Source organism: Microbacterium sp. NPDC058269 (genome assembly GCF_042881445.1).
Taxonomy (GTDB): Bacteria; Actinomycetota; Actinomycetes; order Actinomycetales; family Microbacteriaceae; genus Microbacterium.
The window spans coordinates 342,857-367,661 of record NZ_JBHVXT010000001.1 but is presented as its reverse complement, the minus strand read 5'-3'; the positions used below and the strand labels follow the sequence as shown (position 1 = coordinate 367,661).

Annotated in this window: 25 protein-coding genes, 1 tRNA gene and 1 pseudogene; 15 read left to right on the top strand and 12 right to left on the bottom strand. The window is 66.5% G+C overall.

Going from position 1 to position 24,805, the window contains the following annotated elements; genetic code table 11:
* The first annotated feature begins 205 nt into the window (after positions 1–205).
* Both ACFVWL_RS01745 and ACFVWL_RS01740 read left to right on the top strand, forming a co-directional pair.
* Entirely contained in the window at positions 206–1,429 is a 1,224-nt protein-coding gene (locus tag ACFVWL_RS01745) for a sensor histidine kinase (protein ID WP_387177738.1), read from the top strand.
* Positions 1,426–2,109 (top strand): response regulator transcription factor, encoded by a 684-nt coding sequence (locus ACFVWL_RS01740; RefSeq protein ID WP_017828959.1) that lies wholly within the window; start codon positions 1,426–1,428, stop codon positions 2,107–2,109. The genes ACFVWL_RS01745 and ACFVWL_RS01740 overlap by 4 nt, the downstream gene beginning before the upstream one ends.
* Positions 2,110–2,174: 65 nt before the next feature.
* Here the strand turns inward: ACFVWL_RS01740 and ACFVWL_RS01735 are convergent, their stop codons facing one another.
* Positions 2,175–2,708: a DNA modification methylase gene (locus tag ACFVWL_RS01735; protein WP_387177736.1), complete on the bottom strand. Its 534-nt coding sequence runs from the start codon at positions 2,706–2,708 to the stop codon at positions 2,175–2,177.
* A 136-nt stretch (positions 2,709–2,844) separates the two neighbouring features.
* Here ACFVWL_RS01735 and ACFVWL_RS01730 point away from each other — a divergent pair, with 136 nt between their 5' ends.
* The 5 genes from ACFVWL_RS01730 (at position 2,845) to ACFVWL_RS01710 (ending at position 7,769) form a co-directional block, all read left to right on the top strand.
* Positions 2,845–3,327 carry a CarD family transcriptional regulator gene (locus ACFVWL_RS01730; protein WP_017201416.1) on the top strand — a complete coding sequence of 161 codons (483 nt, stop codon included), beginning with the start codon at positions 2,845–2,847 and terminating at the stop codon, positions 3,325–3,327.
* Positions 3,328–3,397: 70 nt separating this feature from the next.
* The gene (ispD, locus tag ACFVWL_RS01725; RefSeq protein ID WP_387177733.1) at positions 3,398–4,594 is read left to right on the top strand and encodes a 2-C-methyl-D-erythritol 4-phosphate cytidylyltransferase; all 1,197 of its coding nucleotides are present in this window, start codon (positions 3,398–3,400) and stop codon (positions 4,592–4,594) included.
* Between the two features lie 104 nt (positions 4,595–4,698).
* Entirely contained in the window at positions 4,699–6,099 is a 1,401-nt protein-coding gene (cysS, locus tag ACFVWL_RS01720) for a cysteine--tRNA ligase (protein WP_387177731.1), read from the top strand.
* A complete protein-coding gene (rlmB, locus tag ACFVWL_RS01715) occupies positions 6,092–7,105 on the top strand; it encodes a 23S rRNA (guanosine(2251)-2'-O)-methyltransferase RlmB (protein WP_387177729.1) in 1,014 nt (337 codons plus the stop codon). Before cysS ends, rlmB begins: the two co-directional genes overlap by 8 nt.
* A 22-nt stretch (positions 7,106–7,127) precedes the next feature.
* Positions 7,128–7,769, top strand: coding sequence for an NAD(P)-dependent oxidoreductase (locus ACFVWL_RS01710; RefSeq protein WP_387177727.1), 642 nt, complete (start codon positions 7,128–7,130; stop codon positions 7,767–7,769).
* Positions 7,770–7,797: 28 nt separating this feature from the next.
* Here ACFVWL_RS01710 and ACFVWL_RS01705 read toward each other — a convergent pair whose 3' ends face one another.
* Together ACFVWL_RS01705 and ACFVWL_RS01700 are read right to left on the bottom strand one after the other, a co-directional pair.
* Positions 7,798–9,102, bottom strand: coding sequence for a DUF4032 domain-containing protein (locus tag ACFVWL_RS01705; RefSeq protein ID WP_055865219.1), 1,305 nt, complete (start codon positions 9,100–9,102; stop codon positions 7,798–7,800).
* 84 nt (positions 9,103–9,186) lie between these two features.
* Positions 9,187–10,290 (bottom strand): ABC transporter ATP-binding protein, encoded by a 1,104-nt coding sequence (locus ACFVWL_RS01700; protein ID WP_387177725.1) that lies wholly within the window; start codon positions 10,288–10,290, stop codon positions 9,187–9,189.
* A 231-nt stretch (positions 10,291–10,521) separates the two neighbouring features.
* On the opposite strand from ACFVWL_RS01700, the gene ACFVWL_RS01695 reads away from it, so the two are divergent.
* Positions 10,522–11,460: a DsbA family protein gene (locus ACFVWL_RS01695; protein ID WP_387177723.1), complete on the top strand. Its 939-nt coding sequence runs from the start codon at positions 10,522–10,524 to the stop codon at positions 11,458–11,460.
* Positions 11,461–11,505: 45 nt separating this feature from the next.
* Positions 11,506–11,581, top strand: a tRNA-Thr gene (locus ACFVWL_RS01690).
* A 114-nt stretch (positions 11,582–11,695) separates the two neighbouring features.
* Here ACFVWL_RS01690 and ACFVWL_RS01685 read toward each other — a convergent pair.
* Together ACFVWL_RS01685 and ACFVWL_RS01680 are read right to left on the bottom strand one after the other, a co-directional pair.
* Positions 11,696–11,890, bottom strand: a complete 195-nt coding sequence (locus ACFVWL_RS01685; RefSeq protein ID WP_387180951.1) for a hypothetical protein — start codon at positions 11,888–11,890, stop codon at positions 11,696–11,698.
* A 105-nt stretch (positions 11,891–11,995) separates the two neighbouring features.
* Positions 11,996–12,496, bottom strand: a pseudogene (locus ACFVWL_RS01680) (M23 family metallopeptidase); the annotation flags it as partial.
* A gap of 286 nt (positions 12,497–12,782) precedes the next feature.
* Between ACFVWL_RS01680 and ACFVWL_RS01675 the strand changes: the two are divergent.
* Positions 12,783–13,061, top strand: a complete 279-nt coding sequence (locus ACFVWL_RS01675) for a hypothetical protein (protein ID WP_387177721.1) — start codon at positions 12,783–12,785, stop codon at positions 13,059–13,061.
* A 33-nt stretch (positions 13,062–13,094) separates the two neighbouring features.
* Here ACFVWL_RS01675 and ACFVWL_RS01670 read toward each other — a convergent pair whose 3' ends face one another.
* Positions 13,095–13,418, bottom strand: coding sequence for a hypothetical protein (locus ACFVWL_RS01670; RefSeq protein WP_387177719.1), 324 nt, complete (start codon positions 13,416–13,418; stop codon positions 13,095–13,097).
* Between the two features lie 239 nt (positions 13,419–13,657).
* On the opposite strand from ACFVWL_RS01670, the gene ppk2 reads away from it, so the two are divergent.
* Complete coding sequence (ppk2, locus tag ACFVWL_RS01665; RefSeq protein WP_387177717.1) at positions 13,658–14,488, top strand: polyphosphate kinase 2; 831 nt, start codon at positions 13,658–13,660, stop codon at positions 14,486–14,488.
* Positions 14,489–14,554: 66 nt separating this feature from the next.
* Positions 14,555–15,508, top strand: coding sequence for an aldo/keto reductase (locus ACFVWL_RS01660; protein WP_387177715.1), 954 nt, complete (start codon positions 14,555–14,557; stop codon positions 15,506–15,508).
* A 10-nt stretch (positions 15,509–15,518) separates the two neighbouring features.
* Here the strand turns inward: ACFVWL_RS01660 and ACFVWL_RS01655 are convergent, their stop codons facing one another.
* The 5 genes from ACFVWL_RS01655 to ACFVWL_RS01635 all read right to left on the bottom strand — a co-directional run bounded on the left by ACFVWL_RS01655 (position 15,519) and on the right by ACFVWL_RS01635 (position 19,920).
* Positions 15,519–16,193 carry a response regulator gene (locus ACFVWL_RS01655; protein ID WP_387177713.1) on the bottom strand — a complete coding sequence of 225 codons (675 nt, stop codon included), beginning with the start codon at positions 16,191–16,193 and terminating at the stop codon, positions 15,519–15,521.
* A complete protein-coding gene (locus ACFVWL_RS01650) occupies positions 16,190–17,464 on the bottom strand; it encodes a sensor histidine kinase (RefSeq protein ID WP_387177711.1) in 1,275 nt (424 codons plus the stop codon). Before ACFVWL_RS01650 ends, ACFVWL_RS01655 begins: the two co-directional genes overlap by 4 nt.
* Positions 17,465–17,473: 9 nt before the next feature.
* The gene (locus tag ACFVWL_RS01645) at positions 17,474–18,289 is read right to left on the bottom strand and encodes an ABC transporter permease (protein WP_387177709.1); all 816 of its coding nucleotides are present in this window, start codon (positions 18,287–18,289) and stop codon (positions 17,474–17,476) included.
* Entirely contained in the window at positions 18,286–19,197 is a 912-nt protein-coding gene (locus ACFVWL_RS01640) for an ABC transporter ATP-binding protein (RefSeq protein ID WP_387177707.1), read from the bottom strand. The genes ACFVWL_RS01645 and ACFVWL_RS01640 overlap by 4 nt, the downstream gene beginning before the upstream one ends.
* A gap of 93 nt (positions 19,198–19,290) precedes the next feature.
* Positions 19,291–19,920, bottom strand: a complete 630-nt coding sequence (locus tag ACFVWL_RS01635; RefSeq protein WP_387177706.1) for an SOS response-associated peptidase family protein — start codon at positions 19,918–19,920, stop codon at positions 19,291–19,293.
* A 630-nt stretch (positions 19,921–20,550) separates the two neighbouring features.
* Here ACFVWL_RS01635 and ACFVWL_RS01630 point away from each other — a divergent pair.
* Both ACFVWL_RS01630 and ACFVWL_RS01625 read left to right on the top strand, forming a co-directional pair.
* Positions 20,551–20,868, top strand: coding sequence for a hypothetical protein (locus ACFVWL_RS01630; RefSeq protein ID WP_387177704.1), 318 nt, complete (start codon positions 20,551–20,553; stop codon positions 20,866–20,868).
* Positions 20,869–21,412: 544 nt separating this feature from the next.
* Positions 21,413–22,315, top strand: coding sequence for a DNA adenine methylase (locus ACFVWL_RS01625; protein WP_387177703.1), 903 nt, complete (start codon positions 21,413–21,415; stop codon positions 22,313–22,315).
* Here the strand turns inward: ACFVWL_RS01625 and ACFVWL_RS01620 are convergent.
* The gene (locus tag ACFVWL_RS01620) at positions 22,287–23,774 is read right to left on the bottom strand and encodes a hypothetical protein (RefSeq protein ID WP_387177701.1); all 1,488 of its coding nucleotides are present in this window, start codon (positions 23,772–23,774) and stop codon (positions 22,287–22,289) included. The two genes, ACFVWL_RS01625 and ACFVWL_RS01620, sit on opposite strands and share 29 nt — an antisense overlap.
* A gap of 207 nt (positions 23,775–23,981) precedes the next feature.
* Here ACFVWL_RS01620 and ACFVWL_RS01615 point away from each other — a divergent pair, with 207 nt between their 5' ends.
* Entirely contained in the window at positions 23,982–24,776 is a 795-nt protein-coding gene (locus ACFVWL_RS01615; RefSeq protein ID WP_387177699.1) for a hypothetical protein, read from the top strand.
* Positions 24,777–24,805: the final 29 nt, after the last annotated feature.

Below are 24,805 nucleotides of genomic sequence, written 5' to 3'. Positions count from 1 at the left end.
ACCTTTCATTCGGATCTCGGCTGTGTCAGCGCGAGACGGCGGGTCGTCCGCACGAGAGCAGGTCTGTGCTCCCGCACAAGCCCGAAGCGATTGTCTGCTTCGAAGGTTAACGAACGGTGCCCAGCACGTGAATAGTACTTCTCCTGTTCCCGCCAGGGCGCGGAAACCCGCCGGACGGACGGTGAACGCACTCTACGCTTATGTCATGACCTTGCCGCAGCTCGCGCTGTCTTCGCTCGCCATCGGGCTGGTGATCGGCGTCGGCCTCTCCCTGCTCGTGGTGTGGGCGTATCGGGCGCGGGCACGGGTGCAGGAGGAGACGTCACTGGCGATTCCCACCGGCATCACCGATGTCCTGCACAGCATGGACGACGCCGCGGCCATCGTCGACACCTCGGGCCTGGTGCTCGCCTCCTCGCAGGCCGCGACCCGTTTCGGCATCGAGGTCGGATCGACTCTCGACAACCCTGAGCTCCGTCAACTCGTGCGCGGCGTCAGGGAGGCCGGCGGGTCCGTCACCGAATCGATGCGCATCACCCGAGGGGGCCTGAGCCTCGACCCTCGACTGGTCTCCGCCCGTGCCAGCGTGATCGGCACGCGTCTGGTGCTGCTGATCATCCGCGACGTCACCGAGCAGGAGCGGCTCGACCAGATGCGTCGGGACTTCGTGGCGAACACGAGTCATGAGCTGAAGACCCCCGTCGGAGCCGTGAGCCTTCTCGCAGAGGCCATCGAGTCCGCAGCGGACGATCCCGCGCAGGTGCGCATCTTCGCCGCGCGCATCTCTGCGGAGGCCGGGCGGCTCGGACAGCTCACCGGCCGCATCATGAGTCTGTCCCGGCTCCAGGCGGAGGACGGCCTGACCAAGGTCGGCCCCGTCGCGATCGACGAGGTGATCGCTTCCTCCATCGAGGCGCACGTCGTGCAGGCCGATTCCGCGGGCGTGGAGCTCGCCCGCGGCGGGGACCGCGGCGTCTTCGTGCGCGGTGACGCGCAGATCCTGATCGAGGCGGTCGGAAACCTGATCGCCAATGCGATCGTCTACTCGCCCCGTGGCTCCCGCGTCGGAGTCGGCGTCCGGGCGGAGGACGGCGTGGTCGAGATCGCGGTGTCCGACCAGGGGATCGGCATCGCAGAAGCCGATCGCGAGCGCATCTTCGAGCGGTTCTACCGGGCCGACGAGGCCCGTTCCCGGCGCACGGGCGGGACCGGCCTCGGGCTCTCCATCGTCAAGCACGCCACCCAGCGGCACGGCGGCGAGGTGCGGCTGTGGTCGCGTCCGGGCCGCGGATCCACGTTCACGATCCGTCTTCCCCGGATCGACGCCCCCGACAACCTCGACACGGGCAAGAAGAGCAAGAAGAAGCGCTCGCGCAAAGCGGCCAAGTCCGCCGCATCCGCGCGCGTTCGAAACGGAGAGAGAGCATGACCCGAATCCTTCTCGTCGAAGACGAGCCCGACCTCGCCGACCCGCTCGCGTACCTTCTCCGGCGTGAGGGCTACGAGGTGGAGATCGCGGAGGACGGCCCCGGAGCGCTCGCGGCCTTCCGGGAGCGCGGGGCCGACATCGTGCTGCTCGACCTGATGCTCCCCGGCATGCCGGGAACCGAGGTGTGCCGGCAGATCCGGTCGACCTCCGCCGTTCCCATCATCATGCTCACGGCCAAGGACTCCGAGGTCGACATCGTGGTGGGCCTCGAACTCGGAGCCGACGACTACATCACGAAGCCCTACTCGTCCAGGGAGCTGCTCGCCCGCATGCGTGCCGTGCTGCGCCGGGTCGTGCAGGCGGACAGCGAGCTCGACGAGCGCGTGCTCGACGGCGGACGGGTCTCGCTCGACATCGATCGGCACACCGTCTCCGTGGCCGGGGCCCAGATCAACATGCCGCTGAAGGAGTTCGAGCTGCTCGAGGTCCTGATGCGCAACTCCGGGCGCGTCCTCACCCGCGGCCAGCTCATCGACCGGGTCTGGGGGAGCGACTACTTCGGTGACACCAAGACGCTCGACGTGCACATCAAGCGGATCCGCTCGCGCATCGAGGAGAACCCGAGCGAGCCGGTCATGCTCGTCACGGTGCGCGGTCTGGGCTATCGCTTCGAAGGCTGAGGCTCGCGGAACAGCGAAGAGGCCGGCACCCGTGGGTGCCGGCCTCTTCTCGATGCGGTGGTGCGTCAGTTCGAGGGTGCCGGGGCGGCCGTGTCTGTCGGCAGCGGAGTCGGCGACGACGTCGGTGCCTTCTCCGAGGGCACCAGATCCGTGTAGTACGGAAGAGTGCCGTCGAGCACGGGGACCTCGGTCTTGACGCCAGTGGAGTCACCCGACTGGAAGTGGATCTCGACCGTCGCGCCGGGCTTGGTGTCGAGGCCGTCGATGCGCAGCGGCTCCTCATCGGCGCCCAGGCTCACCGTGCCGCCTGCGGGGACGGTGACGGTGAGTGGATCGACGCCCTCGACCGTGATCGTGAGAGTCGCCTTCTCATCGGTGGGGTTCACGATGGCCGCGACGAAGTTGCCGATCGAGCCGTCTTCCGTGGCCACCACGAGGGCGTTGCGCACGTCGATCGGGCCGTCGGCGTCGGAGACGTTCACGCCGTCGGAGGCGGCGTACTCGGTCTTGGTGGACTGGGGTGTGATGAACGTGCACCCGGTCGCGCCGAGCAGAACGAGGGCGCTGAGGGCTGCAGACGCAACAAGGCGCGATTTCACGGGTCCTCCTGAGGTCCGGCGGGATGTCCGCATCCATTCTATGGGTAAGTCGTGACGGCTCCTGCGGCCCGGGGAGCGCGAACCTTAGCGCATGACCCCTGTGGTATCCTTGAGGTTGCCGAAAGGACACGTTTTTATGCTTTTTGAGGTTGGCGAGACCGTCGTCTATCCCCACCATGGCGCTGCGACCATCATCGAGGTCAAGGAGCGCATCATCAAGGGTGAGGCGAAGAAATACCTGAAGCTCAACGTCACCCAGGGAGATCTCATCATTGAGGTTCCTGCGGAGAATGTCGACCTGGTCGGCGTTCGTGACGTCATCGGCAAGGAAGGCCTCGATCATGTTTTCGAGGTGCTGCGAGCACCCTTCACGGAAGAGCCCACGAACTGGTCGCGCCGGTACAAGGCGAACCTCGAGAAGCTCGCCTCCGGCGATGTGATCAAGGTGAGCGAGGTCGTGCGTGACCTGTGGCGTCGCGATCAGGACCGCGGACTGTCCGCGGGCGAGAAGCGGATGCTGGCCAAGGCTCGTCAGATCCTCATCTCCGAGCTCGCGCTCGCCGAGAAGACCGACGAGGACAAGGCGGGCGCACTGCTCGACGAGGTCCTCGCTTCCTGAGCCCTTTTCACGACGAAAGGCGGGTGCTTCGGCATCCGCCTTTCGTCGTCTTCGCGGGTAACGTGATGCTGTGACCATCCTCCCCGTCCCACGTACCGCGATCATCGTCGTGGCCGCAGGCTCAGGCACCCGCCTGGGCGCCGGTGCTCCGAAGGCCTTCGTCGGCATCGACGCGCATTCCGTCCTGCGCCACGCGCTCGACGGCGTCTTCGCCGCAGCCCCTGCCCAGGTCGTCGTGGTCGCCCCCGACGGACTGGAGGGCGATGCCGAGACGGAACTGCGCGAAGCAGCAGGTGAGCGTTCGGAACTCGGCCGCGTGGTCACCGGCGGCGTGACCAGGCAGCAGTCGGTGGCGGCGGGACTCGCCGCGCTCTGGGGCGATGTCGAGACCGTGCTGGTGCATGACGCGGCACGGGCGCTCACCCCGCCGTCGCAGATCGATGCCGTTGCTGCGGCAGTGACGGCGGAGGTCGGTATCATCCCGGCACTGCCCGTCGTCGACACGCTCAAGAAGGTCGTCGACGGTGCCGTGGTCGCCGCCGTCGACCGGTCCGTGCTCGCCGCGGCACAGACACCGCAGGGCTTCCCGCGGTCGCTGCTCGAGGCCGCGTACTCCGCTGCCCGTGACAGCGGGATCGAGTACACCGACGATGCGGCATTGTTCGCGGCCGCCGGCCACCTCGTGCGCCACATCGCCGGTTCCGAGCGCGCATTCAAGATCACCACGCCCGCCGACCTCGAGCGAGCGCGGCACCTGCTCGGCGCGGTACCCGCCTCATCCGGCATCCCTCGGGTGGGCATCGGCACCGACGTGCACGCCTTCGGGGGCGAGGGGAACCTCTGGCTCGCCGGTCTCGAGTGGGTGGGGGAGCAGCCGCTGTCCGGGCATTCCGACGGCGATGCCGTCGCCCATGCGATCGTCGACGCGCTCCTGGGCGCGGGGGGCCTCGGCGACATCGGCGAGCATTTCGGCACCTCTCATCCCGAGTACGCCGGTGCCCATGCTGACGTCTTCCTCGCTCGTACCCGCGAACTCCTGACCGAGGCCGGGTTCGAGATCGGCAACGTCTCGGTGCAGCTCCAGGGCAATCGTCCGCGTTTCAGCCCTCGGCGGGCGGAGGCCGAAGGGGTTCTGTCCGCTGTCCTGGGCGCTCCCGTGTCGGTGACGGCGACGACGACGGACGGGCTCGGGTTCTCCGGGAGGGGCGAGGGCATCGCCGTGACCGCCATCGCCTCGGTCCTGCCCGGCCATCGTCGGGAAGGATGACGATCCTCGAAGAAGAGCCGCCGCGCGGTGTGCAGATCGTCACATCGACCGGTGAATCGTCGCGCGAGGGCTGGCGTTCAGCAGTCCCCGAGTAGGCTTGAGCGGTGACAGTCCGCCTCTACGACACCCGCGCGCAGCAGCTGCGCGACTTCGTGCCTCTCGATCCCGAGAACATCACGATGTACGTGTGCGGACCCACCGTGCAGTCCGGCCCTCATATCGGGCACGTCAGGGCGGCCTTGAGCTTCGATCTGCTTCGCCGCTGGCTCGAGCACCGCAACGGTCGCGTGACGTTCGTGCGCAACGTCACCGACATCGACGACAAGGTGCTCGCCAACGCGACGGACTCCGAACCGTGGTGGGCATTGGCGTACCGGATGGAGCAGGAGTTCAGCGCGGCCTATGCGGGTGTCGGCATCCTGCCTCCGACGTACGAGCCCCGTGCCACGGCATCCGTGCCGCAGATGCAGGAGCTCATCGCACTGCTGATCGAACGCGGACACGCCTACCCCGCGCCGGACGGCTCGGGAGACGTGTACTTCGATGTGCGCTCGTGGTCCGACTACGGCTCGCTCACCCATCAGTCTCTCGACGCCATGGAAGCCGCGGAGGACGCCGACCCTCGCGGCAAGCGCAACCCGCAGGACTTCGCGCTCTGGAAGGGCAGCAAGCCCGATGAGCCCGCCGATGCGACCTGGGCGTCGCCGTGGGGTCCCGGGCGTCCCGGATGGCACATCGAGTGCTCCGCGATGTCGAGGCGGTATCTCGGTGCAGAGTTCGACATCCACGGCGGAGGCCTAGACCTGCGCTTCCCCCACCACGAGAACGAGCTCGCGCAGTCGACGGCAGCGGGTGACGGCTTCGCGCGCTACTGGGTGCACAACGGGCTCGTGACCGTCGACGGGCAGAAGATGTCGAAGTCGCTCGGGAACTTCACCTTGGCCGCAGACGTGCTCTCCGCGCACGATCCGCTGGTGGTGCGCTACGCGCTGGCCGCCGCCCACTACCGTTCGAGCCTCGACCTCGGAGATTCGTCGTGGGTGGAGGCGGAGGCGGCGCTCAGCCGTATCCGCACGTTCCTGCAGCGCGCCGCACGTGTGGGCGGAGGCAGCATCGGACTCTTCGTCTCGCAGAGCCTCCCCGAGGCGTTCGCCGCGGCGATGGACGACGATCTGGGCGTGCCCCAGGCGCTCGCCGTGCTGCACGAGACCGTGCGTGCGGGGAACTCGGCGCTCGACGCGGGGGAGACGGATGCCGCGCTCGACGCGCTGCGGGCCGTGATTGCGATGACTTCCGTCCTCGGCCTCACGCCCACAACCGACGCGAAGGCCGACGCCTCGGAATCCGCTCTGGACGCCCTCGTCCAGACGATGATCACCCAGCGCGCTCAGGCACGCGCTGACAAGGACTGGGCGGCGGCGGATCGCATCCGAGACGCGATCGCCGCCGCAGGAATCACGCTGGAGGACACTCCGGCCGGAACTCATTGGAGTATCGATGGTTAAGCCACAGCGCCCCGGCGCGAGCAACGGCAAGAAGAAGGGCCCCACCAAGGGCACCGGCGGGCTCGGGCGCAAGGCGCTCGAGGGACGCGGACCGACGCCCAAGGCGGAGGACCGCGCCTGGCACCCGGCGGGCAAGCGCAAGGCTGCGGCCGAGCGCTACGCCGCGGCGACGGGCGGCAAGGGTCGCCCCGGTGGCAGCCGCCAGGGCTCCGGCGGCGGTTCGAACCGCGCGCCGAAGGCCAAGGCAGGAGACGACACCGAGAACGTCACCGGTCGCAACTCCGTCCTCGAGGCGCTGCGGGCGAAGATCCCGGCGACGGCGTTCTACATCGCGCAGCGCGTCGAGATGGACGACCGTGTGAAGGAGATGCTTGCGATCGCCACGAATCGCGGGATTCCGGTGATGGAGGTCACGCGTCCGGAGCTGGACCGCATGGCCGGGTTCGACGGCGTGCACCAGGGCGTCGCGATCAAGGTGCCGCCCTACGAGTACGCGCATCCGCAAGATCTTCTCGAGCAGGTCATCGACCGCGGCCAGGTGCCGCTGTTCGTGGCACTCGACGGCATCACCGACCCTCGCAACCTCGGCGCGATCATCCGCTCCACCGCGGCGTTCGGCGGTCACGGCATCATCCTTCCCCAGCGTCGCTCGGCAGGCGTCAACTCCGCTGCCTGGAAGACCAGCGCCGGAGCCGTCGCACGAACCCCCGTGGCCCTGGCGACCAACCTCACCACGCAGCTCAAGGAGTTCAAGAAGCAGGGCGTGTTCGTGCTCGGCCTCGACGGCGACGGCGACGTATCGCTTCCCGAGCTGCAGCTGGCCGATCGGCCCGTCGTGATCGTGGTCGGCTCGGAGGGCAAGGGCCTGTCCCGTCTGGTGTCCGAGACCTGCGACCAGATCGTCTCGATTCCGATCTCCGCGGCCACCGAGTCGCTGAACGCCGGCATCGCGACCTCCGTCGCGCTGTACCAGGTCGCGTCGCTCCGCGCCGCGAAGAAGAACTAGACCGTCCGAGGGAAGGCAGACCATGGCTCGCATCATCGTGCTCGGAGGGACCGGATACGCCGGTCGCCACATCGTCACGGAGGCGGTGAGCCGTGACCATGCCGTCATCGCGATCTCGCGTTCGGAGCCGACCGATCCGGTGGCGGGAGCCGCGTACGTGCAGGGCTCCGCTCTCGACCTGGCGCCCCTCGCGGACGCGTTCGTCGGAGCGGATGCCGTGGTCTCGGCGCTCTCTCCGCGCGGTGACATGGAAGATCGTGCTCTCGAGGCGCTGTCGAACGTCGTCGAGCAGATCGCCGGTACGGCCACGCGTCTCGGCGTCGTCGGCGGTGCCGGCGGCAGCCTGGTCGCTCCGGGCGGTCCGCGGCTGTTCGATCAGGACTTCCCCGAGGAGTACAAGCACGAGGCGCAGGTCGGCATCGACTCGCTGGCTCTCCTCGAGGCGACCGACGAAGGTCTCGACTGGTTCTTCATCCACCCGGCCGAGGTGTTCGGCCCCTGGGCGGAGGGCGAGCGGACCGGTCACTACCGAGACGGCGGCGACGTGATCGTCCGCGACGCGGAAGGGAAGTCGTTCATCTCGGGTGCCGACTTCGCCGTCGCCGTCGTCGACGAGGTCGAGCAGGGCAACCACCACCGCGGGCGATTCACCGTCGGATACTGAGCCTCCGGTCGGCTGAGGCGACGGTCGATCAGACCAGATCGCGCCAGTCGACGTCTTCGTCCTCGTCGGCGACCGGGGTCATGCCGGTGATGACGGGAAGGCTCATCGTCTCGGTGGGCGGGCCCATGATGGTGGCCTCGTCGCGCCGGTGGCGCAGTACCTCGTTGATGTAGCTGGTCAGCACCTCGGCGAGGGGGATGGAGCGTCCTTCCGCCTGAGACAGGTACCAGCGGTGCTCCAGCACCTGGTGGAACACCTCGGCCGGCTCGAGCTTGGCGCGCAACTCGTAGGGGATGGCGCGAACAACCGGCTCGAACACCCGCGTGAGCCACTCGTGCGCGTACATCTCCTCGTCCGCCCACTGCTTGGTCGAGCGGGCGCGGAACTCATCGAGGTCGTTGAGCAGGCGCCGGGCCTGGTTCTCCTCGACATCGAGGCCCGTGAGGCGGATGAGGCGCCGCTGGTGATGCCCGGCGTCCACGACCTTCGGCTGGATCTCGACCACGGTGCCGTCCGCTGTCGTCGACATCGACATCTCGTCTATGTCGAACCCGAGGGCATTGAGCCGCTCCACCCGCTCGGTGATGCGCCACGTCTCGGCGGCGGAGAAGGACTCCTGTGCGGTCAGCTCGGCCCACAGCGATCGGTACGACGACACGATGCCGTCGGCGATCGCGACCGCATCCACACCGTGCTCGAGGCGTCCGCCGGCGGCGAGGTCCATGATCTCGCCGGCGATGTTCGTGCGGGCCAGGTCCAGATCGTAGGCACGCTGTCCGTCGGTCAGGCCCTCCTCGTGGAGCTCTCCGGTCTCGGCATCGACCAGGTAGGCGGCGAAGGCACCGGCATCGCGCCGGAACAGGGTGTTCGACAGTGAGACGTCGCCCCAGTAGAAGCCCACGTTGTGCAGGCGCACCAGCAGCAGCGCGAGCGCGTCGACCAGTCGGTTCGCGGTGTCGGGGCGCAGCACACGTGTGAACAGCGCGCGGTACGGCATCGAGAAGCGCAGATGCGACGTGACCAAGGCGGCGGGGAGGGGGTCGCCGTGGGCATCGGTGCGCCCGGCGATCACGGCCACCCGGTCGACGCACGGCACATCGAGGCGAGCGAGGTTGCCGAGCATGTCGTACTCGCGCTGGGCCATCTCGGCGGTGGTCTCCTTGACGGCGACGACGCGACCGGAGAGATCGGCGAACCGCACGAGGTGGCGGGAGAGACCCTTCGGGAGCGAGACGATGTGCTCGGAGGGCCACTTGGCGAGCGTGGTGGACCAGGGGAGGGAGAGCAACCCCGGATCGATCTTGCTGGCGGTGATCCGCAGCGAATCCTGCATGATGCTCCCTGGTGGCGTGCGAAGAGGAAAAAGAGACGCGGCGCAGGTGACCGAGGTCAGCCTGCGCCGCGTCTGTGGATCCGATCAGGCGGAGACGACCGGCTTGTCGTTCAGGCGCTCGCCCGACTCGATGTCGAACGCGTGCACGTGGCCGGCAGAGGCCGCGAGCGTGACGGTCTCACCGGCGTTCGGGTGGTTGCGACCGTCGACACGGGCGACGAGGTCGGCGCGCTTGCCGTTGATCTCGGTGTGGCCGTAGAGGTAGCCGTCAGCGCCGAGCTCCTCGACGAGGTCGACCGTGACCGAGAGGCCCTTGCCGTCAGCGGGACCGACGACGATGTCCTCCGGGCGGACGCCGACCGTGACCTGCGAACCGTTCGCACGGCCCACGGTGTCGCGGTCGAGCGGGACCACCTCGGTGCCGAAGCGGATGCCGCCCTCGGCGAGGTCGGCCGAGAAGAGGTTCATCGCGGGCGAGCCGATGAAGCCTGCGACGAAGACGTTGTTCGGCTTCTCGTACAGGTCGCGCGGCGAGCCGACCTGCTGGAGCAGACCGTCCTTGAGGACCGCGATGCGGTCGCCCATGGTCAGGGCCTCGGTCTGGTCGTGGGTGACGTACACCGTGGTGACGCCGAGACGACGCTGCAGCGACGCGATCTGCGTACGGGTCTGGACACGGAGCTTGGCGTCGAGGTTCGACAGCGGCTCGTCCATGAGGAACACCTGCGGCTGGCGGACGATCGCACGGCCCATGGCGACACGCTGACGCTGACCACCCGAGAGGGCCTTCGGCTTGCGGGTCAGGTAGGGCTCGAGGTCGAGCAGCTTCGCAGCCTCGAGCACGCGAGCGGCGCGCTCTTCCTTGCCGACGCCGGCGATCTTGAGCGCGAAGCCCATGTTCTCGGCGACGGTCATGTGCGGGTACAGCGCGTAGTTCTGGAAGACCATCGCGATGTCGCGGTCCTTCGGCGGGACGTCGGTCACGTCGCGGTCGCCGATGAGGATGCGGCCGGCGTTGACCTCTTCGAGGCCGGCAAGCATGCGGAGGGACGTGGACTTACCGCAACCGGAAGGCCCGACGAGGACGAGGAACTCGCCGTCACCGACCTCGAGGTTCAGCTTGTCGACGGCCGGGCGGGTTCCACCGGGGTACAGGCGGGTGGCCTCGTCGAAAGTCACAGATGCCATTGTCGTTTCTCCTTCACCGGCAGGTACGTGCCGGACGATCCGTAGTGATGAAGCGGTGGGAATGAGCCACCGTGACCCGTCTTTGGGTCGGGATCAGTATGACATGAACAGCGGTACCTGGGTATTTCTCAGCCTCAATGGTTAGCATCGAACTCGGCCGCGCCCAGCGGCGATCGTCGCTGAGCGGCGGTCGGGGCCAACCCGGACCCCCGCAGACTCACAAGAGGAACGATGTCGAGCGACGAAACGCCGAACGTCCCCACACCTCGCAATTCTCGCGAGGCCGTGCGGGAGAAGGCTCAGAAAGTGCACGCCCAGCAGTCGAGGGCGCGCCTCATGCGACGGATCATCATCGGTGCCGTCGCGATCGTCGCCGTGGGCGCGATCGGCACTTCGGTGGCCCTTGCGGTGTCGGCCCAGGTGTCGAAGCCGAAGCTCACCCCGACCGGGATGGAGTCGGATGGCGTGGCCGTCACCGACATCACCGCGGTCGCAGGCTCCGACGAGGTTCCGGCGTCGCCGTCGACTGAACCGAGCGATGCGGGCGCTTCCGCCGAGCCGACTCCCGAGGCGACCGCGTCGGAGACGGTCGACATCCACGTGTACGTCGACTACCTCTCGCCGGACGCGGGGAAGTTCGAGCGGGCCAACGCCCGCCAGCTCGCCGGATGGATCGGCGAAGGCGCAGTCACCGTGAGCTACCACCCTGTCGCGCTGCTCACCGCGAGTTCGAACGGCACCAAGTACTCGCTGCGGTCGGCGGCGGCCGCTGCCTGCGTCGCGACGCACTCGCCGGCGCAGTTCTACGCGTTCAACCATGACCTGCTCGACAAGCAGCCCGAGGTCGGCAGCGACGGGATGTCCGACGAGGACCTGGCGAATCTCGCGGCCGCCGTCGGCACGGACAACACCAAGGCCGTCCGGTCCTGCATCGAGAACGGTGACTTCGTCAGCTGGGCCAAGGAAGCGACCACGCGCGCACTGGACGGGCCGCTCGCCGGCTCCAAGGATCTGATGCTCAACACGGCGCCCATGATCGTCGCGAACGGCGAAGCGTACGTCGGCGCGTTCGACGACCCCGCCGAGTTCTCGCAGTTCGTGCTCAGCGTCGCGAGCGACGCGTCCCGCGCGACGCCGACGCCGACGCCGACCACCACGCCTGCCCCGTAGTTCGAAGCGGGGTCGATGCCATCGCTAAGCTGATGGATGGCATCCGCCGACTTGGCGCAATTGGTAGCGCACCGTACTTGTAATACGGGGGTTACGGGTTCGAGTCCCGTAGTCGGCTCCACACAAGAGGCCCGCGTCCCTTAGAAAAACTGGGGACGCGGGCCCTCTGTCTAGGCGAGGAATGCCGCGGTCCGAAGTCGGCTAGACGGGGTCTTCTGTCGCTATGGGCGTGCTTCTACTGGCCCAGGTACCAACTCTTCCACTGGTTGAAGGAACCCTGCGCCAGGAACGCGGCGTTGCCGTGCTGAGCGGCAAGCTGGTTCGCCAGTCCCTGATCGGTGGTCTCGAGCCATGCGGCGTTGCCCACTCCGTCGCCCGCGAGAGCGAAGGTCGCGACGCCATTGACGGTCGTGTAATAGAGAGATGCCATGTTGTTGTTCCTTCGATGAATGATTGTCGGGTCTGTAGGTTCAGGCGTGCCCGAACCGCCGCCCGCAAGCGGGGCGGCATTGATGTAGGGGTCGGGATTGATCGCCGTGCCGTTGATGTGCAGTTCGATGTGGAGGTGCGCTCCATAGGACTTGCCCGTATCACCGACCTCTCCGATCTTCTGCCCGCGGACGACCGGACCCTTTGCAATGCGGGTCCCTTCTCTCATGTGTGCGTAGATCGTCCGAAAGCCGTCGGCGTGCTGGATCCAAACGCTCTCCCCGTACGCACCATTACTTCCGCTGATTCCGCTCAACGTGACGGTGCCATCTGCAACGGCGTGGATCGGAGTGCCAAAACCCGGCGTGTAGTCGATTCCCGCGTGTCCGTTGGGCCATGGACCCGTGAAACCTCGGGAGCGACCCGCATAGGACGTGAACGGGTGACCCCACGAGACGGCTGCTGATGCTGTCGTCGGACGCACGAGATCGATACCAATGGCGGTGGCTGCCGCGAGGGCAGCGCCCGACGTCAACAACGTTCTTCTCGAGAGTGCTGGATGGGAAATGATCTCGTCTGGCCGAGATCCCGGAAGCGGTGGGCTCATGAGTCCTAACGTAAGAGCTCTCACCGCTCTTTCGCTGTCCCCTCTTCGGTCTACAGACGCAGGGCCGCGGCACCCGATAGGTTGAGAGACCCCCACCCGGTGGCAGCAAGGTGGGTGATTGCGCACATCGTCCGCGGATGCACCGGAGATGCACACCGCAAAGCAGAGTTCGAGTCCCGTGGTCGGCTCTCACTTCTCTCGCGGGAACAGCGTCACCCCGATGGCGTCGGGGCGCAGGGTCGGTGGAGTGCACATCCTTCCCCGCCGATCGTCCTAGGCTGGTCTGATGCTCCACGGACTGATTCGCCCTGTCGAGGCCCACAGCGTCACCCTCAAGGGCGAGGACCTCGCCGAGGTTCGTGCGCAGCTCACCGCCCAGGCGCCGGCCGGATGGGATCTGGTGTCGGCCATGGCGACGATGGAGAAGGCCGGATCCATGCGCTCCGTCGAGGGCAAGTTCCTGCGTCGAGACGGTATCCGTGAGATCGAGGGCGACGACATGGCCGCGCTCGAGTCGCAGATGCCGGAGGGGTGGCAGTTGCTCTCCGTGTGGAAGACGAGCTGAGGCAGACACCGCCGTCCCACTCGCTGAGAGAGCTCAGTCCGCGTCGTCGGTCTGCGGTGCTTCGACGACCTCGTCGATGAGGCTGATTCCGCCCGTCGAGCTGGCGGACTGCATGAGGTCCTGAATCCACTGCGGGTTCAGCTGGGGCGCCTCTGGTTCGTCGAAGGTGAAGCGCAGAGGGATCGACGGGTGCAGCCAGATCGTGGAACGGCCGGGGGCGTCGCCGTCAGGGTGGCGCCACGACAGGGTGAAGCTCTCGTTACGTCTCAGCTTCGTGGCGATGACCACCTTCAGGTGTGCGAGCGCGCGGTCCTCGATGTGGATCTCGTCGCCGTTGCCGTACTGGATCGTTCCCATGTGTGAACCCTATCCGTCGAGGCGCTTTCCCCTGCGCTGCGACGGATCGACGGCGACGGGCGAGCGCATTCCGGAGTATCGCACTAGCGGGTGATATGTTACTGGACATTGAGTTTTCCTGGTCGGTCAGACGGAATCGCGCCAGGTCATGACTGCGCAGGTGGCCGACTCCCCGCCGCGGCCACCTGCGCTTGCCCTGTGAAGAGTGGGATCCAAGGAGCACCCGGGAGGGGCATGTCATGAGGAGCCCAGCCCAGCCGGAGACGACGACGCCGGAATGGCGGCATGACTACCCGTACGCGAACAAGCTCACACGGATGTCGTACGAGCATGAGAAGCGCCTTCTGCAGATCGAACTCCTCAAACTCCAAGCCCACATCAAGCGCTCCTCGGAGCGGGTGCTCATCCTGTTCGAGGGGCGAGACGCGGCAGGTAAGGGCGGCGCGATCAAGCGCTTCATGGAGCACCTGAACCCCCGGGGTGCGCGTGTCGTCGCGCTCGACAAGCCCACCGATGTCGAACGCACTCAGTGGTACTTCCAGCGCTACGTCGCGCATCTGCCGTCCGGCGGTGAGATCGTGCTGATGGATCGCTCCTGGTACAACCGTGCGGGCGTCGAGCGGGTCATGGGGTACTGCTCGTCCGCCGAGTACGAGGAGTTCATCCAGACGGCACCGGAGTTCGAGCGCATGCTCGTCGGCTCCGGCATCCGGCTCATCAAGCTGTGGTTCTCGGTCGGTGAGGCGGAGCAGCGCCGTCGCTTCACGCGCCGCGGAGGGGACCCGGTCAAGCAGTGGAAGCTCAGTCCGACCGACGTCGCGAGCGTCGACCGGTGGGACGACTACACCGCGGCGAAGGAGGCGATGTTCTTCCACACGGACACTCCCGCGCTTCCCTGGATCGTCATCAAGTCGAATGACAAGAGACGTGCGCGGTTGGAGGCGATGAGGTGCGTCCTCGCGCGCTTCGACTATCCCGGCAAGGATCCGCTCATCGCTCATGCCCCCGATCCACGACTCGTCGGTCGTCCGTCGCAGATCTACGACGACGGGGAGACACCGACACCGTGACGTCGGTGGGGTGCAACACGGCGTCATCCGGGAATGCGAGAGGCAGGCTCGGCGGTTGTCTTCGTCATGACTCGCATCGGTACCAGTGATCTTGATGTCCTCCCGCTCTCGCTCGGCGGCAACGTGTTCGGCTGGACGGCCGACCGCGACGCCTCCTTCGCCGTGCTCGACGCCTTCGTGGACGGGGGCGGCGATTTCATCGACACCGCCGACTCGTACAGCTCCTGGGTCCCCGGAAACGAGGGCGGGGAGAGCGAGACGATCATCGGTGAGTGGCTGGCCTCTCGCAAGCCTGCAGGTGTGGTCGTCGCGACCAAGGTGAGTCAGCACCCGAAGTTCCGCGGTCTCGCCGCGTCGAACGTCCGCAAGGCCGCCGAGGCCTCGCTGGCGCGTCTGGGCGTCGACGAGATCGATCTGTACTACGCGCACTTCGACGACGAGACCGTGCCGCTGGAGGAGACGGTCGCCGCGTTCGGACAGCTCGTCGAGGATGGTCTGGTGCGGCACGTCGCCGTGTCCAACTACTCCGCCGATCGCATCCGTGAATGGATCGAGATCGCACGTCGCACAGGGGTCGCGCTGCCCGTCGCCGTGCAGCCCCACTACAACCTCGTGCACCGCAACGAGGTCGAGGACTCGATCATCCCGGTCGCCGAGGAGTTCGAGCTCGGGCTCATCCCGTACTACTCGCTCGCAAGCGGCTTCCTCACGGGCAAGTACCGGTCGACGGACGCCGAGGGGCAGGACTCGCCGCGGGCCCAGGGAGCCGCCAAGTACGCGACGGGCGCCGGGCTGCGGATCATCGATGCGCTCGAGGAGATCGGCGATGCGCACGGCGCCTCGATCGCGGCGACCTCACTCGCCTGGCTTCGCGCGCAGCCGACCGTGGTCGCGCCCATCGCGAGCGCGCGCAGCGTGGAGCAGGTTCCCGACCTCCTCGCCGGCGCGCGCCTCGAGCTCTCGAGCGATGAGGTTCAGCGGCTCAACCAGGTCTCGGAGTGGACGCCGGCGCGCGCCTGATCAGCTCGCGCTAGTCGCCGACGAGCCCGAGCCGGTGCGCCAGGATGACCGCGTGGATCCTGTCACGGGCACCGAGCTTCGCGAGCACGCGACCGACGTGGGTCTTCACCGTGGACTCGCCGACGTAGAGAGTCTGAGCGATCTCTGCGTTGGTGAGTCCACGGCCGATCGCGAGGAAGACGTCGCGCTCCCGCTCGGTGAGCGATTCGAGAGCAGCGCTCTCATCCGGGGCCGGAGTGGCTGACGCTGTACCGAGCTGTGGCGTCACGTGCTCCAGCAGCGTCCTCGTGATCCGGGGGGACAACGCCGCGTCGCCGCGGTGGACGGCGCGGACCGCGGAGATCATCTCGTGGCGCTGCGCATCCTTCAACAGGAACCCGCTCGCGCCCGCGCGGATGGCGCCGAATGCATACTCGTCGAGGTCGAACGTCGTCAGAACGAGCACCTTGGTCTGCGGGTGGTTGCGGACGATCGCCTCGGTCGCGGCGATGCCGTCCAGCTCGGGCATCCGGATGTCCATCAGCACCAGGTCGGGGGCGAGCACTGCGCTCTGCGCGATGGCCGCCCTTCCGTCGCCGGCCTCACCGACCACGATGATGTCGTCCTCGGCCTCGAGGACCATCCGGAAACCGATACGGATGAGCTCCTGGTCATCCACCAGCAGCACTCTGATCGCGTTCGTCATCCGTCGTCCTCCGTCGTCTCTCGTCGTGCGGCGGGTGTGCTTCCCGAGGCGGGGAGCACAGCCCGTAGAACCCATCGTCCCCCGTCCGCAGGTGCCGACTGCACGGTTCCGTGCACATGGGCTGCGCGCTCGGACAGCCCTCGGACGCCGAATCCGTCCGATCCGATCTCGCCGGAGACACCGTCGTTCACGATTTCGATCGTCACCGCGTCGGTCGAGTACTCCAGACGCACGGTGATGGCCTTCGCCGTCGGCGCGTGGCGCATGGCGTTCGTCACGCCCTCCTGGACGATCCTTCCGATCGCATGTGCGACGGCGGGGGAGACCTCGGCCTGCCCCACGACCGTGAGTGTCGCCGGGTAGCCGGCCCGCTGAGCGGCTTCCACGGTGTCGCGTGCGGGCACGGGCTGCATCGGGGCCAGCGGCAGCGGCGACTCGTCATCGCGCAGCACCCCGAGCATCGAGCGCATCTCGGTGAGGGCGCCTCGGGCGGTGTCCGCGACAGACGCCGCGGCCTTCCGTGCCTGCTCGCGGTCCGGCGTCGCGGCCGCCCCCTCGGACAGAGCGACGATCACGGTGAGCGAATGGGAGACGATGTCGTGCATCTCGCGGGCGATGCGGGCGCGTTCCGACGCGGCGGCGAGCTGCGCCTGCTGGTCCCGCTCGATCAGGAGTTGACGGGACCGGTCGATGATGGCGAGGAGGTAGCGTTTGCGGCCGCCGACGTTGACCCCGACGAGGGTGCCGATGAGACCGAGCGCGACATAGCCGAGTGCGGTGTCGAGCCCCACCTGCAGCACGGTCGTGCCGGTCAGCATCAGCAACGTGGTGAGTCCGAGGAACCACGCGGCGCCGAACCCGTAGCAGATCCAGGCGAGGCGCGCCGACCTGTAGACCGCGACGCCGTAGCAGGCGACGAGCAGAAGGACGATACCGCCTGACATGCCGGTGAACAGGCCGACCGTTCCCAGGATGACGGCGGCGAAGAAGGGGCCGAGCGGTGCGCGACGACGCCAGAGCAGTGTGCTGCATCCGAGGACGACCATCACCAGGGTGGCGACGTTGAGGGCGACGTATGCGCCCTCTGGGAGCGACGTGCGGGGGTAGGGCGCGGCCGGAGCGAGTGAAAGGAACAGGCAGATCAGCGTGAGCAGGATGTCGGCGACGAGCGGGTGGCGCGCCCAGAAACGCCGGAACAGGCCAGGGGCACGCGGAAGCCGCAGCTCCTCGTCCTCACGGATCGAGTCGCTGCGGCTGCGCGTTCTGCTCACAGGCCGACTTTACGCGTCGCGCGTGCGCAGCACGCCCCATGCGACCAGGGCCCCACCGGCGACCCAGCAGCCCAGCGTCAGGAACGCGGCCGGAGCGTCGAGCGCCGCCGTCTCACTGGGCATGATCGCCGCCTGCGCAGCCGCGACCGGAAGGTAGGCCGAAGCTTCCAGGACCCACGCCCACGATTCCCCGGCGAAGGAGAAGAAGCTCGCCACGATCGGCAGCACGAAGAGTACGCCGACGGTCGCGGCGATGGCACCGGCACCGGAGCGCAGGATGAAGCCGAACGAGACACCGATCAGTGCGAAGACGGCCATGGCGAGGGAGGCCACGATGATCGGAAGAACCGAGGCCGACGGGTCGGACCAGTCGATGCTCTGATCCCGCGGCGCGACGATCAGCGTCACCGCGAGGGCGGCGATGGCGAAGGTCGCCAAAGACGACAGGAACATGAAGACGGCCAGCACGGTCGACTTCGCCGCCAGAACCGAACCGCGAACAGGATTCGCCGTGAGCGTCGAGCGGATCATGCCCGTCGAGTACTCGCCGGTGACCGAGATCGCCCCGATGATGCCGGCGAGCAGCATCGTGAACTGGATGGGCATGATGACGGCCTGAATCGGTTCGAAGTCCGGCATGTCGACGGCCTGAGCGATGAGTACCGCGATCCCGACGGTCAGAGCGGCTGCGATCCCGATGGACCACCAGGTCGAGCGCAGGGTGGCGAGCTTGATCCATTCACCGCGCAGCGCGCGCACGAACGTCAGCTTTCGACCGGTGTCGACGCGCGGCCGCGTGGCGGCGGGGGCCTGTGTCGTGGTCATGAGATCTCCTTGGTGCGGTACTCGACGGAATCGCCGGTGAGGGCGAGGTAGGCGTCTTCGAGCGAACCGGTCGTCGGGGTGAGTTCGTGCAGCGGAATTCCGCGACCGGCGGCGAGGTCGCCGATACGCGCGGCGGGCAGCCCGACGATGTCGAGCAGGTCGGGAGCCGAGCTCACGATCTCCACGTCCGGTCCGCCGACGGCCGCAGCCAGATCGGCCGGTCGCGGTGTGCGCACGCGCACGGTGTTCCGTGTCCAGGCCCGCACGAGTTCGGCGAGAGGAGCATCTGCGAGAACCCGGCCGCGACCCATCACGATGACGTGGTCGGCGGTCTGCGCCATCTCGCTCATCAGGTGGCTCGAGAGGAGCACCGTGCGTCCCTCCGATGCGGCGTGACGGACGAACTGGCGGACCCAGCGCACGCCCTCGGGGTCGAGGCCGTTGACGGGCTCGTCGAGGATCAGCGTGTGCGGGTCGCCCAGCAGCGCCGAGGCGATGCCGAGGCGCTGACCCATGCCGAGCGAGAACCCTCCTGCACGCTTGCGAGCGACGGATCCGATGCCGGCGAGGTCGATGACCTCGTCGACGCGGGAGGAAGGGATGCCGTGGGTAGCCGCCATCGCGCGGAGGTGGTTGCGGGCCGACCGGCCGGTGTGCACCGCCTTCGCGTCGAGAAGCACGCCGACTTCGGTGAGCGGTGCACGAAGCTTGCGGTATTCGCGTCCGGCGACGGCAGCGCGCCCGGACGTGGGACGGTCGAGACCGACGATCATCCGCATGGTGGTCGACTTCCCCGCACCGTTCGGGCCCAGGAAGCCGGTGACGCTGCCCGGCTGGACAGTGAACGACACGTCGTCGACGGCGGTCTTGTCTCCGAACCGCTTGGTGAGGCCTTCTGCTGTGATCATGAGGACAACGTTACGGAGAGACCCAGGATCGCGCGTCCTCCTCAGGTACCCATCTGGCGGGGCAGCGTCCGACCCCCGTCTGATGCTCGCGGCTCAGGGACGAGGACGCGCCTGCACCCGCGCGGCCATCTCATCGGAGGCGATGATCGCCTCGTCGATGATCTCTCTCGACACCGGTGCGGCCAGCCAGTCGTGGCTCAAGGACGCGGGGATGAGGAGCGGCATCCGATCATGCAGATCGACGAGGTGCGCGGGAGCGGGGCGCATCACGATCGAATAGCACGTTAACCACTCGCCGTCGGCGGTGCGGCCACGCTGTGTGACCGCGGCCATGCCGAACAGGGTCCCGTCGTCGATGATGAACTCGTTCCACTGCCGAGACGGTTTCTGCATCTCGTACCAGCTCGTCGCGGGGACGATCGCTCTCGACTTGGCGCCACCGGGACGCTCCTGCAGGCGCTCGGAGCGGGTATTGATCGACGGGAACTTCGCCGGCTCTCCGTTCACGAGGAACCCCCACCACGCGGGCTCCAGGACCGGTGCGGCATCCGGCTGCACGATCAGCGGGTTGAGGTTGCGCATGTTCTTGCCCGTCGGGCGGACGGTCTCGCCCGCGTTCTCCTGCGCCCACACACGCAGGCCCTCGAGCACCGCGTCATCGGCGGCAGCGAGGAGTTCCGCATCGGTGAACCTACCGGTGCAGCGAAATATTGTGCCGAGCATTGTTCGCGAGTGGCACGCTGTCCCGGGTTCTTGAATGGTGCTTAGTTCACCGGGCGCCGGGTCTGCTGAATCTTGTCAATGCGGATTCAACCTATCTTTGGGAGCCTCCGGGCCTTGGGCCGCTTGGCTTACTCTGTACGCATATCGCTGAAGAGCGTGGGGAGGTACGCCGTGACATACACGCGGGAGGAAACGGGCTCGCCCTGGGTCTGGTACGCCGGCGTGGGTGTCGTTCCGCCCGCGTCGTGGATCTATTTGGTGGAAGACTTCACGGGCGCGGAGTCTGGTGACGAGTGGGGGCTCGCGGCAGCGATCTTCATCGCTCGATCGCGTCGTCTGACATCGTGTGGTCCGACATGGAGCGAATTGTTTGAGTACCTACTGCCCGACACTTCCGGCCTACCCGCAGCTTTCCCGGCTTCCTGGACCTTCGAGAACCGTAAGGTGGTGTCGCATCGTTTCAGAGCCTACGTCGCCTCCGATTGGCGAGCGAGGGGAATGATCAGTTGGCGCGTCGATGAGGCAAGGAGCTTGACGGTCGGTAGGGCCTTCGGCACTCGCGCCCGTCGTTTCCGTCGTGGGGGGGGAGCGAGGGGGACGAATGACAGGATCACGAAGAGAGGCGGTGTCGTGACTGCTGAGTCGTTCGACCTGTATCTTGTCTTCCCTCCGACGCGTGAGCGAGCGAAGAGTCCGTTGTGGGTCGCGGCCGCGCGTGCCGACGGACGAATGTACGTGTACATCGCGAACACGGGACGGTTCCACCGCAACGATGCGCTGGCTGAGGACTTCCTCGTCGATCAGGAGCTGGTCTACCACCGCGCAACCGAAGCGCAAGCGCGCCGTGCAATCGCTGACCGAGTGGGATTGGTCACTGGCATCTCGCGGCTAGCTCGTTACGCGAACGATGTGGATGCCCTCGCGCTGGATGACGTTCTCGGCCCATAGATCGATGGGCGCTGCGTCGATCGCGATCCGGGAGCCACTGAGGCGTTGAGGACGTTGTCGAGCTGGATTGGACCTTGTGGTCCGACGGAAGCTGTCGCGACAGGAGCGCGTGGTCGCGCAACTGGATGAGCGGGCAGTCGATTCGTGGATGGACAGGAGTCCGCGCCGGTGGCTCGGACTGCCGTCCCGCAGCGCAACCGAGAACCTCCTCAATCCAGATGGCGGCGGCCCGGCATGGCGCTAGCCACGCTGATCAACGACGCCTCGACGTCGACGCAGCCCGCGGCGCGTCTCTTCTGTGAGCTCTTTGTAACGGGTATAATCGTTACATGTTGTCAACAGGGCACCTGCCGGCACCGGCAGGCCTCACTGATCTCGAGCTGAATCTGCTCCGATCTCAGCTACGCCAAGAGTCGCTGAAACGAGCAGGTCGAGCGCGACAGTGTCGTCGCTGCCAGGAAGAGTTCTACGCGAAGAGCAGTGCTTTGTATTGCTCCACGCGATGCCGAGTTGCTGCACATCGGACTGAGAAGAAGGCGAGTTGATGGATACCCTGCTGCTTCCGACAAAGCGAATCGGCCCGGCGGCGAGTCCGCTGCGATATCCGGGAGGGAAAGCAGTCCTCGCCGGGTTCTTCGCGGAAGTGCTCGACGGGCTCGATCTCGAGTCGCCCACGTATGTTGAGCCGTTTGCGGGTGGAGTTGGTGCCGGCGTCGAGCTTCTCCTGAATGGGCGAGTCGCGTCGCTTGTCGTCAATGACATCGATGCGGCGGTGTTCTCGTTCTGGACGATGGTGCTGGAGCGCACCGACGAGTTCGTCGAGCGCGTTCTGGAAACTCCTCTGAATCTCGAAGAATGGGGCAAACAGCGCGAGTTGTACAAGATGCGAGACGAACGGGACCGTCTCGCTCTTGGCTTTGCTTTCTTCTACCTCAATCGGACAAATCGCTCGGGGGTGTTGAACGCCGGTGTGATCGGTGGCAAGGCGCAGACCGGAAAGTACCTGATTGACGCTCGGTTCAACAGGTCGCAGCTTGCTGATCGAATCCGAGCGATTGGGGCGCTGCGCGACCAGATCACGGTGACGGATGAGGATGGGAAGCATGTGATCACCCGATACGCTTCAGATCCAAATGCGTTCGTGTACATCGACCCGCCCTACGTCGACATGGGGGGCAGCTTGTACCTCAACGCGTTCGACCACCGGGACCACGCTGAGCTCGCGGCAACGGTCAACGCGGCGGCCGCCGGGAATTGGGTACTGACCTACGACATGTCGCCGGTGGTCATCGCTGAGTACGCATCTCGTCACCACTGGCAGTACGAATTGAACTATTCGGGTTACCGGAAACAGAAGGCCCGAGAGCTGATCGTCGTCTCCGATCCGGTTGCGAGGGCGCTTGAGCGGATGGAGCAGCTCAGGTCAACTCTGACAGCAACCGCTTGAGCAGCGGGAACATTCGATCCCAGCCCGCATGCACGTCCGCTTTCTCGACCCAGGCGTTCGGGCTGTGGTTCTGATGATTCAAGGACTCAGCGGTGCCGATGAACTGGTCCTGCCGCGTCCGGTTGCGCTGGTTCAGCGAGGTGAGGCACTTCATCATTTCCGAGTCGGGTGACGGTCCCGTCCGGTCGAAGTACTTGAGCATCTCTCGGATGCAGTCGCCGAGCTGAGCGCGCTCCTGCAGCGGGTTGTTTCCAGACCGCTCGAAGAAATCTTTGATGGTGCACTCCAAGACAGTGCGCAGCAGATCGTAGGTCGCGTTGGGGGCCCAGTCCAGGTCAAGCCGTTCGAGCTCTTCGTAGCGGCGGCGCAGGCCCGGTGAGGCCTTGCGGTAATCGATGCCGGTGAGATCCAGCCTGCGCTTGACCTGGCCTCGCGTGGGTCGCGGACGTCCACCGGTCGAGGGGCCGCCGCCTTCGCCAGGGGCAGGCGCAGCAGGGGGCGTCGAACCGCCGCCGCTTTGATCGCCACCAGGTTTGGGGGATGCATTTCCGCGCGGCGGCGCACTTGAACCTGATGGGCGTCCAGGAGCCGGGGGCACATCGCCGCGCGTCGGTGCTTCGGCGGCGTCTGCCTCTGCGACGATCTGGGTCAACTGTGCAGCGAACGCTTCGTGAGCGGGGTCGGACGCGCGCAGCTGAGGAGAACGGGTACTGAGAACTCCCGAGCGGTAGCCCTCGATGAGAAAGAGCAGCCCCGCGCGGAGGCCCGGTGTGATGTCCTTGCTGGTGAGCAGCCCGTCGCTGGTGAATGCGATTCCGAGCGCCTGCTGAATATCCTGCTTGCTGTATGAGTACTCGAAAGCACTCATGGTCAGACTCCCGAGAGCCCATTTTCGCAACTCATCATCGTCAAACCTCAGCTTACGTAGCAGAACGTTCATCTCGCCCATCCTGATGAACCGTGTGACGAGGCCCGGTGCGACCGGATACTGCTGGCGCAGTTCTGCCACGGTCTTCCCGCCCTCATACTGCGCGTAGTAGAACGTGGCCTGCTGCTCGCGTGCCCACGGCTTCTTCGACTTACCGGTGTGCAGACGGGCAAGCAAAGGCTGCACCGCTTCGCGATCGGGAGCGACCATAACGCGAATGCTGTTGGGAACGTCCTGGCCCGGGTATCGACGCAAGAGGCGGTCGAGTTGGCTCTCCCGTGCCGGCACATCCGCGGGCTTAAGGAGGCCCTTCAACGCCGACACGCGGCGGTTTCCTTCCATCACTGCGATCCCGTGGCCGTCGCGGACCACAACGGGGATCTCGTTGTCGATGTAACCATCACGGAGGATGTCGTGAGCGAGCTCGTCGACATCATCGTTCAGATACAGGTAGTTCAGGATGGCTGTCTGGTCCACGGGCGAGGTCACCCGGATCCGCACGTTATCCGGGTCCAAGCGCAGGTCCGACACGTTGACTACTTCGATGGGCCAAGGGGCCGGACTCATAATGCTCCTCGTTGAGATGGCACCCGAGTTTCGGCATGCACGCACACGATGTAACGGCAAATGCCGTTTGTTCATCACGTTATTGGGCATTCGGGAGTTCGAACCGAACCAGCATGTGCCCGGCGTGTCGCGTGAGTTCCCGATGTCTGGCGAAGGCGGCACAATGGCGGCATGTTCTACTTCTCTGAACGGGCTCTGAATGAGATCGATGACGGACGGCTCGCGACGAGCACCGCAACATCAAGCGGAAGCCTCGGCCTCCACGGGCTCTCGTTCGGGAGGAGCCGGGCGCTTGCGGAGAGCCCGGGGGCTCGCGATCAAGTGGACTTCGCGCTCAAGCGAGCCAGGAAGTCAGGTCGAGGGATCCGGCGTGACGGGTGGAGCGTGCAGAACGCCGGCGAGGTATTCGACCTGATGACCAGTGATCTGCACGTCGGGATCATGCCCTTCATGTCCTTCGGGCATCACGGCGAGATGGAACATCATGTATCGAAGATCCGCGCGTTCTGGGCCACCGCAACTCTGCCGGCCGCGGCGGAGGGCCAAGCCGGGTTGAAGCTGATCATGGTCGGATCTCGGGACAACGTCGTGAACAAGCCCTGGAGCGGAGCGGGCGAAGATGGCCTCGAGATCGGGTTTGACTATCCATCTGATCCCGGCCCCATTGGGCGGCTGCTCAGCTGGGAGCTGGAGCTGGGCGACGACGACTCAATTCAGAAGGACATCCGCGAGAGCGAGTTGTGGTTCGGAGCGCCGCGGGACGGGGAGGAGGCGTTGAGGGCATCTTGGATGACCGATCGCGCCAGGAGCGCTCTGATCCGCGATGAAGGGTACGCACAGACATGGGAACGACGGCGGCCATTCTCCCGAGCCCGGGTAACCGGAATCGCCAGGGACATCTGGCGGTCACCAGACCAGGAGAACATCTTGCTTGCCAGACCCGTACTCATTCAGGACATGAGTTAGATCGAAACCAGGCACCGTGCGGTGCGGCG